Annotated in this window: 13 protein-coding genes; all 13 read right to left on the bottom strand. The window is 53.5% G+C overall.

What is annotated here, in order from left to right; translation table 11 throughout:
• Window positions 1-2 precede the first annotated feature (2 nt).
• Complete coding sequence (locus tag AAHA39_RS07295; RefSeq protein WP_320656779.1) at window positions 3-920, bottom strand: flagellar motor protein MotB; 918 nt, start codon at window positions 918-920, stop codon at window positions 3-5.
• 2 nt (window positions 921-922) lie between these two features.
• Window positions 923-1,660, bottom strand: a complete 738-nt coding sequence (locus tag AAHA39_RS07290) for a flagellar motor protein (RefSeq protein ID WP_041208907.1) — start codon at window positions 1,658-1,660, stop codon at window positions 923-925.
• A gap of 2 nt (window positions 1,661-1,662) precedes the next feature.
• Window positions 1,663-2,778, bottom strand: a complete 1,116-nt coding sequence (locus tag AAHA39_RS07285) for a protein-glutamate methylesterase/protein-glutamine glutaminase (RefSeq protein WP_320656778.1) — start codon at window positions 2,776-2,778, stop codon at window positions 1,663-1,665.
• 32 nt (window positions 2,779-2,810) lie between these two features.
• Complete coding sequence (locus AAHA39_RS07280; RefSeq protein ID WP_320656777.1) at window positions 2,811-5,018, bottom strand: chemotaxis protein CheA; 2,208 nt, start codon at window positions 5,016-5,018, stop codon at window positions 2,811-2,813.
• A gap of 11 nt (window positions 5,019-5,029) precedes the next feature.
• On the bottom strand, window positions 5,030-5,770 hold the full coding sequence (locus AAHA39_RS07275) for a protein phosphatase CheZ (RefSeq protein ID WP_033114448.1): 741 nt from the start codon (window positions 5,768-5,770) through the stop codon (window positions 5,030-5,032).
• Window positions 5,771-5,782: 12 nt separating this feature from the next.
• Window positions 5,783-6,154, bottom strand: coding sequence for a chemotaxis response regulator CheY (gene cheY, locus AAHA39_RS07270; protein WP_005298814.1), 372 nt, complete (start codon window positions 6,152-6,154; stop codon window positions 5,783-5,785).
• Window positions 6,155-6,277: 123 nt separating this feature from the next.
• Complete coding sequence (locus AAHA39_RS07265; RefSeq protein WP_041208910.1) at window positions 6,278-6,997, bottom strand: RNA polymerase sigma factor FliA; 720 nt, start codon at window positions 6,995-6,997, stop codon at window positions 6,278-6,280.
• Complete coding sequence (locus AAHA39_RS07260) at window positions 6,990-7,865, bottom strand: MinD/ParA family protein (protein ID WP_033114450.1); 876 nt, start codon at window positions 7,863-7,865, stop codon at window positions 6,990-6,992. Before AAHA39_RS07260 ends, AAHA39_RS07265 begins: the two co-directional genes overlap by 8 nt.
• Window position 7,866: 1 nt before the next feature.
• Complete coding sequence (gene flhF, locus AAHA39_RS07255; RefSeq protein WP_043849988.1) at window positions 7,867-9,288, bottom strand: flagellar biosynthesis protein FlhF; 1,422 nt, start codon at window positions 9,286-9,288, stop codon at window positions 7,867-7,869.
• A 16-nt stretch (window positions 9,289-9,304) separates the two neighbouring features.
• Window positions 9,305-11,410, bottom strand: a complete 2,106-nt coding sequence (flhA, locus tag AAHA39_RS07250; RefSeq protein WP_203975413.1) for a flagellar biosynthesis protein FlhA — start codon at window positions 11,408-11,410, stop codon at window positions 9,305-9,307.
• A 107-nt stretch (window positions 11,411-11,517) separates the two neighbouring features.
• Window positions 11,518-12,648 (bottom strand): flagellar biosynthesis protein FlhB, encoded by a 1,131-nt coding sequence (gene flhB / locus AAHA39_RS07245; protein WP_320656776.1) that lies wholly within the window; start codon window positions 12,646-12,648, stop codon window positions 11,518-11,520.
• Window positions 12,641-13,438, bottom strand: a complete 798-nt coding sequence (fliR, locus tag AAHA39_RS07240) for a flagellar biosynthetic protein FliR (protein ID WP_320656775.1) — start codon at window positions 13,436-13,438, stop codon at window positions 12,641-12,643. Before fliR ends, flhB begins: the two co-directional genes overlap by 8 nt.
• Window positions 13,435-13,704 (bottom strand): flagellar biosynthesis protein FliQ, encoded by a 270-nt coding sequence (fliQ, locus tag AAHA39_RS07235; protein WP_203130256.1) that lies wholly within the window; start codon window positions 13,702-13,704, stop codon window positions 13,435-13,437. Before fliQ ends, fliR begins: the two co-directional genes overlap by 4 nt.
• Between the last annotated feature and the right edge of the window lie 16 nt (window positions 13,705-13,720).

Raw genomic sequence — 13,720 nt, 5'->3', positions numbered from 1 at the left:
TATCAATCCTGCCTTGTTGTTATACGCATGCCACCACCGGGTAGTGAGATCACCTTGACCTCACCAGCATCCGCCGCTTTTTGCACTTCCGGCACAGCCTCTGTGGCTGGCGGAGTTTTGACTACAGGTCTTGCAGGTACCCAGGCAAACTTGGAGATAGCGACCACCACTTTACGGTTCTGTAGCCGCCCCTCTTCGCTACCATTGTCTGCAAAAGGAGAAAACTCACCATATGCCTCGAATGCCAAGCGCTGAGGTGCAATACCATTGGCAATCAAACCGTTTAGCACTGCCTCAGCCCGAGCCGCAGACAGAGCCCAGTTTGAGCGATAAATTTCATTATTAATCTGTTGGTTATCGGTATACCCCCTGACCCTTACATAGTTATCGACCGGTTTGAGAATACTTGAAAGAGTATTGATAACTGGCGCTGCATTCGGCCCCATAAATGCACTTCCGCTGCCAAATAACAGGCCGGAGCTCAACTCGATAGTCAGCCAGTTCTCATCTTGGGTCAGTTTGACTATCCCGGACTCAACCAATGATCCCATGCTTGCCTGCAGCTGTGTACCAAGCGTCGCAAGTGTTGTGCCATTTTGCAAAATAGGGACACCGGAAATAGGCGCAAGAGAGGGAGCCGGCGCGCTTGTCCCATCAAGAATTGAAGGTGCGGAAGAGGCAGAATTTTCCAATAGCGAATGACCTTGGCCATCCAGCATACCGTCGCTGCGCGGCTGAATAACACTGAAAGCCTGACTCATACCGTCAATGACGGCACGATACTTGTCCTTGTTAACCAAAGCTACGGAATAGAGCACCACAAACAGGGCAAAGATGAGAGTCATGTAATCGGCGTAGGAGACCAGCCAGCGATCCAGATGCTCACGCCCTTGCAAGTGCAACCGATAACGCTTACGCATGGCTACTCTCCCTTCAGATATGCCTTGAGCCGCCGTTCTACCTGCAAACCATTTTCACCATGGGCAATCGCAATGAGCCCCTCCAGCGTCATCTCCTGGAAAAGCGCAGAATGGTAATGGAAAGCCCTTAATCTATTGGCAACAGGCAGATAAATCAGGTTGGCAAACCCCACTCCATAAATGGTTGCAACAAAGGCTACCGCAATTCCCGCGCCCAGTGCTGCAGGGTCTTCGAGATGGAACATCGCCTGGATAAGCCCCATCACGGCGCCAATGATCCCGATGGTGGGGCTATAACCCCCCATGGATTCAAATACCCTGGCTGCATGCTCATTACGCTCTTGCTCGATGTCGATGTCGGCCTCCAGCAACATGCGGATATCTTCTGTCGACACACCATCAACAATCATGTTCAACCCTTGGCGGGTAAATTCATCTTCCTCTTGCTCCGCCTGATCTTCCAAAGCCAGCAGCCCTTGCTGCCGGGCAAACACAGCCCAGGATTGTAAACGCTCAGCCTGAAGCATCAGCTCCTGACGTGGGGGAACAAAAATCCAGAGTGCTTGCCTGAGCGCAAGCAAGATATATCTGACGGGAGTTTGCAGAGTAACGGCACCGAAGGTGCCGCCCAATACGATCAGAAAAGCAGGGCCATCAACCAGAGTCAGCAGGGAACCACCATGCCACAATTGGGCAATGGCAATGGCCCCCAAAGCCAGGAGCAGGCCAAACAAGCCCATGATCAGCGCCCCAACTCAACCAGGATACGCTGTGCCACCTTGTCCAAAGGGAGTGATTCACTGGCAATACCTGCCTTGGCAACCGCTTGAGGCATCCCATATACCACACAAGATGCTTCATCCTGAGCCCAGATAGTAGAGCCTTGCTCTTTCAGCAACTTGGCGCCATCTCGACCATCAGCCCCCATGCCCGTCAAGACTATCGCAAGCACCTTGTCAGCATAGGTTTTAGCTGCAGAAGCAAAGGTAATGTCAACACAAGGCTTGTAGTTAACTTTATCATTGCCATCGATTATCCGGATACGAGCACCAACGCCACGCCCTTCAAGCAACATCTGCTTGCCACCCGGTGCCAGATAAGCATGGCCAGGTTTGAGCACATCGCCATCCTCAGCTTCCTTGACACCGATCTGGCACAAGCCATTGAGACGAGCCGCAAATGCCGCAGTAAAGGTTGCCGGCATATGCTGGATCAGCAAAATAGGGTGAGGAAAATCGCCAGGCAGCTTGGTCAACACATTTTGTAATGCAACCGGCCCCCCTGTGGATGTACCAATAGCGACCAATTGATAAGTTTTACCACTGCGCTTGAATGCCGGGGCTGGTGTTATGCGCGGTGTTTCTGGCACACGCTCAGCAGTTCGCGATGCAGCTGAAGAACCCAGTGGCGATCTGGCCATCGGCTCAGGAGCTTTGGGACGAGCAGAGCTCATCAAAAAGCGCTTGCGGGAGATCTCCTTCACCCGCTGCTGCAGCAATCTGACCGCTTCATCTTTGTCTCTAGCGATGTCTTCAAACTTTTTAGGTAAGAAATCTAGGGCACCGGCATCCAGTGCATCCAGAGTCGCCTTTGCTCCTTCATGGGTCAGAGAGGAGAACATTAAAATAGGTGTTGGACATTTGGCCATAATCTCGCGCACAGCGCTGATGCCGTCGAGCACGGGCATTTCGATGTCCATGGTGATTACATCAGGGCGCAGCGACATCGCCTTGTCCACGGCCTCACGCCCGTTTTGAGCGGTATCAATCACTGTCAGCATGGGATCCTGACTAATGATTTCACTTACCCGACGGCGGAAGAAACTCGAATCGTCGACAACTAATACCTTGACTGCCATTGTTATTTTTCTAACTCCTTGGGCCTGAGCTATTAATGTCTACGCGCATATGCTTTGAGCAGACTCGGCACATCCAAAATCAGGGCTATTCCACCATCACTGGTAATTGTTGCACCCGCCATACCTGGCGTTCCTTGCAGCAAGCTATCAAGTGGCTTGATAACCACCTCTTCCTGGCCAATCAGGCTATCAACAACAAAACCAATTTGCTGTGTCCCTATCTGCACAATAACCACATGACCTGTATCTTGACGGGAGCGCTTGTTGGGACCACGCACCAGCCATTTATGCAGATAAAAGAGCGGAATTGCCTTCTCACGAACAATGATGGTGAGCTGACCATCCACCATATTGGCCTTTTTCAAATCCAGGTGGAAAATCTCATTCACGCAACCAAGCGGCAGGGCAAAAGTTTGCTCCCCCACCTCTACCATCAGGGTCGGCAAAATCGCCAGAGTCAGTGGCACCTTGATTTCAAGACGCGTACCTTTACCCCATGTCGAATCAATATGTACTGAGCCATTGAGGCCAACAATACTGGTTTTCACCACATCCATACCGACACCACGGCCAGATATATCCGAAATCTCTGACTTGGTAGAGAAACCCGGAGCAAAAATCAGGTTGTAGGCATCATTGTCACTCATGCGAGCAGCAGTATCTGCATCAAGTACACCACGGCTGATTGCTATAGACTTGAGTTTTTCGGGATCCATACCTGCACCATCATCTTCGATACAGAGCAGGATATGATCACCTTGCTGAGAAGCACTCAGGGTGATTGTTCCCTGACGTGGTTTACCCGCTTTTTCACGGATCTCGGGCAACTCAACCCCATGGTCACAGGAGTTACGAACCAAGTGAACAAGGGGGTCAGCCAATGCCTCAACCAGGTTTTTATCAAGATCGGTCTCTTCACCGACCATGACCAATTCGATTTCTTTTTTGAGAGTACGAGCCAAATCACGAACAACGCGCGGGAATCGACCAAAGACCTTCTTGATCGGCTGCATTCGGGTCTTCATGACCGCTCCTTGCAGGTCCGCAGTCACAACATCCAGGTTGGCAACAGCCTTTGACATCTCTTCATCGTTGCTGGCAATACCAAGACTAACCAATCGGTTACGCACCAATACCAACTCGCCCACCATATTCATGATGACGTCGAGCGTCTTGGTATCCACCCTCACCGTTGTATCGCTTTGTACGGCACTGTTTTCCGCAGGGGCTGGAGCAGAAGCCTTGGCTGCTGGTACAGGAGTCTTGGCTGGTGATTCTGCAGGTTTTGCTGAGGCACTGATCACGGGCTTGGCTGCAGGAGTTGGTACTGCAGGTTTGGACTGAGCTGGCACTGCGGCAGGTGCGGCAGGTGCGGCAGGTGCGGCAGGTGCGGCAGGTGCCATTGTACTCTGCGGCCCTTGCCCACGCCCATGAAGTTCGTCAAGCAAGCGTTCGAACTCATCATCATCGATCAGCTCATCTACTTCCTTCTGCACCGACTTAAGGGGATTAACTTCTGGTGCACCTATATGTTGTCCCTGGCCATGCAGCTGATCCAACAAGGCTTCGAACTCATCATCCGTAATGTCACCGGAATCTGTGGTCACAGATGTTGAAGCCGCTTTGGTTGGGGCTCCGCCAACACCATGCAGCTCATCCAGTAAACGTTCGAACTCGTCAGCAGAGATCTCGTCAATAGAACCACCACCATTAACAGCTGCTGGCTCAACGCTCTCTGCTGAAACTTCAGGCTCAGCAACGAAAACGTCTACTTGAGGAACCACTGGTTCGGGATCGGCAACAACATCAGAGGCAGCACTGCTGGTTGCAGTCCTCAGCTGCTCTTCACCCTCAGGCTTGCACAGCTCATGAAGGTCGTGCAGGAGATCTTCTGACGCAGGACTTGGCGCTTCACGATTTTGCACTTGGGCAAACATGACGTTGATGGCGTCCAGAGCCTGCAAGATTACATCCATCAATTCTGCAGTCACTGTACGTTTGCCATTGCGCAAGATATCAAACACGTTCTCGGCACCGTGGCATACGTCAACCAGTTCGCCCAGCGACAAGAACCCAGCACCGCCTTTCACGGTATGAAAGCCGCGAAAAATCGCGTTCAGCAAGTTCTTGTCATCGGGCCGCTTTTCCAAGTCGACCAGTTGCTCAGACAACTGTTCCAATATTTCGGATGCTTCGACCAGAAAGTCTTGCAGTATGTCTTCATCAACTTCGAAGGCCATGCGTCACTCCATTAGAATCCCAAGCTAGACAGCAGATCGTCCACATCATCCTGACCATTGACCACATCGGCACGGGCCTCGGGGTTCATGATGGGGCCTTCAGCTTCAATCCCGTTGACAGGAAGGCTGCGAGTTGAATGCTCTGCAGAAGCCTCACCAAACATAGTCAGCATTTCTATTAATTTTGTTTCTACTTCCTGCACAAGTTTGATGACCTTGCGGATCATCTGCCCGGTTAGATCCTGAAAATCTTGCGCCATCAGGATCTCTGTCAGCAGTTGCCGTAATTTATCGGCATCAGACTCTGAAGCCTTAATAAAATCATCGAGTTGGTGACAGAGCGATTTGAATTGCCCAACATTCATGTCGCGGGACATCAAGGCATTCCAGTTCGGCATAACCAGCTGGATATTGTCATTAAGACGATCTGCAATCGGCAGGCTGGCTTCTACCGCATCCATGGTGCGGTTTGCAGCCTTGTCAGTCATATCGATAACGTAGCTAAGGCGTTCCCGAGCATCGGGGATATCATGAGTGGCCAGATCGGGAATCCGCGGATCAAGGCGAAACTCTTGTAGTGAATTGTGCAGTTGTCTTGTCAGCTGACCGACCTTGTCAAACAGATCGGAGGCATTGGGGGCACATACTTCGGCAAGCAGATCATCGGCCAGCTCAAATTCACCTTGCTCAAGATGAGCAACAAGCATCCTTGCCTGGTCGAGCGAAATCATTGCTCTCGTTTTGGCCATCATCCCTGCAGCTCCTTAGCCGATTCGTTCAAAAATCTTGTCCAGTTTTTCTTTGAGCGTCGCTGCAGTGAAAGGCTTGACGATGTAGCCATTAACGCCAGCCTGTGCGGCCTCAATGATCTGTTCGCGTTTGGCTTCAGCTGTAACCATCAAAACCGGAAGATGTTTGAGTTTGTCATCAACCCGAATGGCCTTGAGCAGGTCAATACCTTGCATGCCGGGCATGTTCCAGTCAGTTACTACAAACTGGAAATCACCATTTTTCAGCATCGGCAATGCTGTATTGCCATCATCCGCCTCGTGGGTGTTGTTGAATCCCAAGTCGCGCAGCAAGTTCTTGATAATCCGGCGCATCGTTGAAAAGTCATCAACAATGAGGATTTTCATGTTCTTGTCCAAAATTCCCTCCTAAATAGCCACCTCGGCGGCTCACTTACATGATGCTAAAAACGGGTTGTGTCGTGCGGATTATGCCTTAGAGTTTAGTCTCAGTGTAGCCAGTACAAACACTTATAGATGCCAATCTCGCAAACGAGCACGTAATCTGTGCATTGCCTGACTGTGAATCTGACTCACCCGTGACTCACTGACATTCAAAACCTCGCCGATTTCGCGCAAATTCAGTTCTTCATCGTAGTAAAGAGAGAGAACCAGGGCCTCCCTCTCTGGTAAGCGACCAATTTGCTCGGCTAATGCAATCTGAAATCGTTCTGCTGCCAAATCATCGAAACCTGACCCGGAGGGCGCGTCATCAGGATGACCAATCACATCCTCACTGACCCCCAGATCCTCGATCCCGATAATTTTTCCGCAGGAAACATCCTGCAGCATGACATGATAGTCAGCAATCGAGACCCCCATCTGAGCCGCGACTTCCGTATCACGCGCATCTCGACCATTGGCTTGTTCAACATTTTCGATGGCTTCGGAGATCGCCCGGCTGTTACGATGCACGGAACGAGGCACCCAGTCACCACGCCTAATCTCATCGAGCATGGCACCACGAATGCGGATCCCTGCGTAAGTCTCGAAACTGGCCCCCTTGCTACCGTCAAAGTTGCGAGAGGCTTCCAGCAGCCCAATCATACCTGCCTGGATCAGGTCATCCAGCAAGACACTGCTGGGCAGACGAGCCAGCAGATGCTGGGCTATTCGCTTGACCAGCGGAGCATGTCGCTCCACCAGCACATAGGAATCCTGATGACGCAAGTACGCTTGGGCTTTATTCACGGGAACCTTCCTGTGTTGTGGCCGGCTTTTGCAGCAAATTCTCCAGGAAAAACTCCAGATGACCACCCGGCTGATTGGGAACTGGCCAGCTTGCCGCCTTGTTGGCCAGCGCACGGAAGGCCAACGCTGCAGGAGATTTGGGGAATGCTTCAACAATCAGCTTCTGTTTGCGCACTGATGCCCGCAAATTGGTGTCATAAGGCACGCAGGCTACCAGCTCAAGAGAAGTATCCAGGAAACGATCCGTTACCCGAGTCAGCTTGGCAAAAAGCTCCTGGCCCTCACGCAGGCTACGTACCATATTGGCAACCACCTTGAAGCGGAACACCCCGTGCTCCTTGGAGAGGATCTTGATGAGAGCGTAAGCATCGGTAATGGAAGTCGGCTCATCGCACACCACGACCATGATGTCTTGCGCAGCACGGGTGAAGCTCAGCACCATGTCCGAGATACCGGCGGCGGTATCTACCAGCAAAATATCGACCTGAGTCTTCATTTCGCTAAAAGCTCGGATAAGCTCGGCATGCTGTACGGGTGAGAGCTCGACCATCGATTGAGTACCGGAGGTTGCCGGCACAATCATCATGCCGTACGGCCCCTCGACAATGATGTCGTCGATAGTGCATTCACCGGCCAGTACGTGGGATAGGTTGCGATGTACCCGCAGCCCCAGCATGACATCCACGTTTGCCAGACCGAGGTCAGCATCCAGTACCATCACCCGTTTGCCCTGCGCAGCCATGGCTCCTGCCACGTTCAGAGTGACGTTGGTCTTGCCAACGCCCCCCTTGCCTCCGGAAACGGCGATTACTTTAACTCGATTGTTTTGACGCATTTTGCGCAGACCACTCGCCTGATCCATATACATGTTACTCATAAAACTCCGAATCTTCGGCCTCGCCAAAGCCTGCACCCCAGAAATAGGGCTCTTCTGTTTCTCGCTCCAGCGACCCCATGGCGGCTCCAACGAGCTGCGCCGCATTGGCAACCTGAATATCTTCCGGAACCCTTTGTCCGTCAGTGATATAGCTGATGGGCAATGAATTCTGGATACACACGTTAATCACTTCGCCCAGATTCAGACTTTCATCCAATTTGGTAAGTATGCAGCCGCTAAGCGGAATACGCCGGAAATGGTCGACCGCCTCCTGCATCACCCGACGCTGGGAGGTTGCGGACATCACCAGATAACTGCGGATCCGCACCTTGGCATTCTTGACCAAGGTATCGAGCTGCTCGGTCAAGCGAATATCCCGCTGACCGACCCCTGCCGTATCGATCAATACCAACCTGCGATGGCGGAACTGATAAAGCGCGCTGGCCAGCTCCTCGGCATCGCGCACCTGACGAACCGGACATCCCATGATGCGACCATAGGTCTGCAACTGCTCATGGGCGCCGATCCGGTAATTGTCAGTGGTGATCAGCGCCACCTGCTCGGCACCATATTTCATGGCAAAGCGTGCTGCCAGTTTGGCAATGGTGGTGGTCTTGCCAACCCCAGTCGGACCGAGCAGGGCTACTGCCCCACCCTGCCGCAAAATTTCGTCTTCGCTGATCTTGAGTTGAGCTGTAAGCACTTCAGCCAGTTGAGCCATTCCCTGATGGATCGACATATCTTCCGGGATCATGCCTGCCAGCTGATCGGCAAAAGCATCGTCAAACCCCATCTTCTTGAGTTCCTTGATGAGTAGCGCTCGCATCGGCTCCCGGCGCTCCACCTCTTGCCACATCAGACCGGAGATCTGGTGCTCCAGCAGCTTGCGGATGCTGGCCATCTCCTTGCGCATCCCCTCCATCTCTTGATCACGTTGATTTGATTGAGGGGCGCGAGGAGAAGTTGATGCGGCACGAGCCCGAGGTTTGGCTGGTTCGGGCGCCGCCCCCCACTGTCCCTGTTCGGCAAGGGTTTTCGGCGCAGAAGTCGTGGCAGCTATTGCGGCTGGCTGAGCCCCCCCCATCCCGGCGCCATTGCCCGGTTGGAGTTTTTGCTGGCGAGCAAGCAAGGCTGCCAGCGTGTCGGCATAGTGTTCGTTCTGGTTGGGGGCTGGTTCAGGGCGCCCCATCTGCCGCGCAGCAGACGAAATATTGACGCTCTCATCGTTCAGCTGACGGCGAACCGGCGTATCTCTCGGCCCCGGAACCTGGGATTGATAGTCAACAGCGGCGACTATCTCGACCCCTCCGGTCACCTTCTTGTTGGACATGATGACGGCATCCGGCCCGAGAGTCTCCTTGACCTCGGCCAGAGCCGTTCGCATGTCCTTGGCAAAAAACCGCTTAATCTTCACCCGTCATCTCCGCTAACTAGTTCTGTCCGACTGCACTGACGATACGAATCTGCTTGTCATCAGGCACTTCCTGATACGACAGAACGCGCAATCCTGGAATGGCATTCTTCACAAATTTGGCCAGGGTATTGCGCAAGATCCCCGATGTCAGCAGCACGGCAGGTTGACCTTCCAACTCTTGCCGCTGTGTGGCTTCCACCAGTGAGCGCTGCATCCGCTCCGCCAAACCCGGCTCAATACCGGCACCATCACCGCCACCCGCCTGCAAGGATTGATGCAATATACGTTCCAGTTCTGGTGCCAAGGTAATCACCGGTAGCTCGGGATCCGGGCCGGCAATCTCCTGCACGATCAGACGGCGCAGGGCAATCCGGCAGGCGGCTGTCAGCACTTCCGGATCCGGGCTACGGGGTGCGTACTCGACCAGGGTCTGCAGAATAGTGCGCATATCGCGAATTGGCACGCCTTCATTGAGCAAATTCTGCAATACCTTCACAAGGTTACCCATGCTGATGACTTCGGGCACCAGCCCTTCAACCAGTTTGCTCTGGTGCTTGCCGATCATATCGAGCAGCTGTTGCACTTCATCGTGACCGAGCAGCAGTGAGGCATGGTTGGTCAGGATCTGGCTAAGGTGGGTGGCAACCACAGTCGCCGTATCAACCACCGTATAGCCCAGTGTTTGAGCATGAGAGACCTGCTCCTTGGCAACCCAGACGGCTTCCAGCCCAAAGGCTGGGTCCCGTGCAGCAATCCCCTGCACCTGACCAAAGACCTGACCCGGATTAATGGCCATCTCCTTATCATGGTAAACATTGGCCTCGCCGGTACTGACCCCCATCAAGGTGATGCGATATTGGTTGGGAGCCAGCTCCAGGTTGTCACGAATGTGCACGGCAGGGATAAGAAAACCCAGCTCTTGGGACAGTTTCTTTCGAACCCCTTTAATCCGGTTGAGCAACTCACCTCCCTGACTGCGATCCACCAGCGGAATGAGCTGATAGCCCACTTCCAGACCAATGATATCGACTGGCATCACGTCGTCCCAGCTCAGCTCTTTCTGCTCGTGAGCAGGTTGGTCGGCACTTGCCGGCATCAACTCCCCTTTGGCTGCCTTGGCTGCAAGCAGTTTCTCGCGGCGCAGCAGCCACCAGGCTCCGACCGCAGCTACGCCACCCAGACTCAGAAATGCTACATGCGGCATACCGGGCACACTGCCCATCATCAGCAAGATACCGGCAGAAATGACTAGCGCCTTGGGATTATCGAACAACTGTCCCAATACCGCAGTCCCCATATCCTGATCGGTATTTTGCCGGGTGACTATGATGGCGGCTGCGATAGAGAGCAGCAGGGAGGGGATCTGGGCAACCAGGCCATCACCGATAGCCAGCAAGGTGTAGATCTGGGCCGATTCGCTGAAGGTGAGCTGGTGTTGGGCCATGCCGATGATGAAGCCCCCCAGTATGTTGATAAAGAGGATCATGATGCCCGCAATCGCATCCCCTTTAACAAATTTGGACGCACCGTCCATAGAACCGTAGAAATCGGCCTCCTGAGTCACATCCTGGCGGCGCTTTTTGGCCTCTTCCTGATTGATAAGGCCGGCGTTCAAATCGGCATCGATGGCCATCTGCTTGCCAGGCATCGCATCCAGAGTGAAGCGGGCGCTCACCTCGGAGATGCGCCCTGCACCCTTGGTGACCACCACAAAGTTGATGATCATCAAGATCATGAAGACGATGATGCCGACCGCGTAGTTACCGCCGATCACCACGTTACCAAAGGCTTCGATCACGTGCCCCGCAGCCGCACTGCCGTTGTGGCCTTCCAACAAAACAACCCGGGTAGAAGCAACGTTAAGCGCCAGACGAAGCAGAGTCGCGATAAGCAGTACGGTAGGAAAAGCGGCAAATTCCAGAGGGCGGCGGGTGTAGACGGCAACCAGCAGTACCACGATGGAGAGCGCGATGTTGAAGGAGAAGAGGATATCCAGCATCAGAGGCGGAATGGGCAGAACCACCATTCCCATGGACGCCAGTACCAGCAGCGGGGTACCGACCCCTTTGCCAAGAAGCCATCTGTACTCTTTTAAGCGGCCCAATGATGCCTTGAATTCCATCGCTTTTCTCGATCTTTACTCGCTGGTTCCAGATTAAAGCAAACATCAAGCCAAGAATTCAATGCATTGATTTTAAATGATTTTATTTTGACTGTGTCAGAACTTTGTCATTTGCGATATTCAGGCGGAATAGGAAGATCTTTAGCCAGCGGCTGCGGGCGACGGCCGTGTCCACGGCGGAACTTCTTGAGCTGGAACACATAGGCCAGCACCTGGGCCACGGCAGCAAACAGCCCTTCCGGTATTTCTCTACCCAGCTCGGTGGAGTGATAGATGGCGCGGGTCAACTCGGGAGAAGGCATGATGGGAATATTGTATTCACGGGCGATCTCCCTGATCTTCATCGCCACCTCGTCAGTCCCCTTGGCGATAACCTTGGGTGCGGCACCAGGCTTGCCCGCCTCATATTTGAGGGCAACAGAGTAGTGGGTCGGGTTGGTGATAACCACATCCGCCTTGGGCACTTCCCCCATCATCCGGCGCGCAGCCATCTCCATTTGCAGACGACGGATCCGCCCTTTGACCTCTGGCTTACCTTCACTATCCCTGAATTCGTCTTTTATCTCCTGTTTGGTCATCTTGAGCTGACGCATGTGATTCCACTGCTGGAACGGCACGTCTATGGCCACAATAGGGATAAGGGCGCAACAGAGGATGATCAGCATCCAGAGAAAGAGTTCTAGCGCATCAATGATGCCACCGGGGTATCCCTCCATCGAGAGATTGAGCAGATGGTTAAACTGGCTGGAAAGCATCCACCATGCAAACAGGGAAATAAACACAACCTTGGCAATCGACTTGACCAGCTCGACCAACGATTGCACCCCGAACATCCGCTTCAACCCGTTGAGCGGGCTCAGCTTGCTGAACTTGGGCATCATGGCTTCGGTGGAGAAGTTCATCCCCCCCATCAGGGTATTACCGATAAAAGCGGCAATGGTAACCAGCGCAAAAAGCAGACCCAGCGGAAGGATCAATTCCCCAAGCAGCGCTGGAACCATGGCGATCATAGCGTCAGGGTCGAAGGCCTGCTCCCTGTCCAGAGTAAAACCGGTCGTCAACACTTTGATCATGGCGCTGGCGAGCGCCCCTTTGAGCATCAGCAGCCCGAACACGGCTGAAAGCAAGACACTGGCGGTACCCAGCTCCTTTGAACGCGCAATCTGCCCTTTTTCACGGGCTTGTTGCAGTCGTTTGCCCGTGGGTTGTTCGGTACGTTCCTGATCGGTATCAGCCATGGGAGCCCCCCAGACACTGGGTGTCAATCAGCTCGCAGCTGACCTCCTGCACCCGCTCCCACAGACTATCAAAATGGCCGAGAAAACCACCTATAGTGAGCCAGAGGATGAGCAGACCCGACATCATGCTGACGGCAAAACCGATACTGAAAATATTGAGCTGAGGAGCAGCCCGGGTCATCACGCCAAAAGCGAAGTTGATCAACAGAAGCGCCACTATGGCAGAGAGCGACATAACCAGCGCAGCCTGATACATAACCCCCAAGAATGCGCTCAAGGTTTGCATGGAGGAAACTGAAAGACCTCTATCGGAGACGGGGAGCGTCTCAAAGCTGAGGATGACCAGTCGCAGCATCACCAGATGACCATCGAGCGCCAGAAAAACCAGCGTCGCCAGCATCAGATAAAACTGGCCGACCACAGGTGTAGCCTGACCATTCATGGGGTCAACCAGGGTGGCAAAACCCAGACTGGTCTGCATGGCGATTACCTGACCCGCCATTACGAAGCTCTCCATCAGAAACTGGGTCATCAGTCCCAGCGCAATGCCTATAAGCAACTGCTGGGCCAATACCAGAAAACTGCTGACGGAGAAGAGCTCGATGGGAGGCATCTTGGGGAGAAGAGGCGCTATCAGAAAGGTAATGGCAAGGGCCAGGCCAATCCGGATCCGGGCTGGGGTGAGGCGGCTACCAAACACCGCCATCACCATTAACAGGCTGCTCACCCGAGCCAGTGGCCAGAGGATGGAAGACAACCACTCCATGATAAGAGCGGTCGTGTAGGTCATCCCACCACCTCGGGGATCTGGCTCACCATTAGCTGAAAGAAGTCCATCAGACTCTGCAAGCCCCAGTGAGCACCAACCCCCAAAGCAAAAAGCGTCACAATCAGACGAGGCAGAAAACTCAAGGTCTGTTCGTTAATGGAAGTGGCCGCCTGAAAAATAGCTACCAGCAAACCAACGAATAGGCTAGGCAGTATCACGGCACAGACCATGATCGTGACCAGCCAGAGCGCCTCGCGAAATACGTCGACAAAGGTTTCAGGGCTCATACTGCCTGCTCCTTCA

The sequence above is a fragment of the Aeromonas sp. SE22 genome, from assembly GCF_038739755.1.
In the GTDB taxonomy this organism is placed as follows: Bacteria; Pseudomonadota; Gammaproteobacteria; order Enterobacterales; family Aeromonadaceae; genus Aeromonas; species Aeromonas jandaei.
Note: the sequence above shows the minus strand (reverse complement) of the source record. Positions and strands in the feature narration are given on the sequence as shown.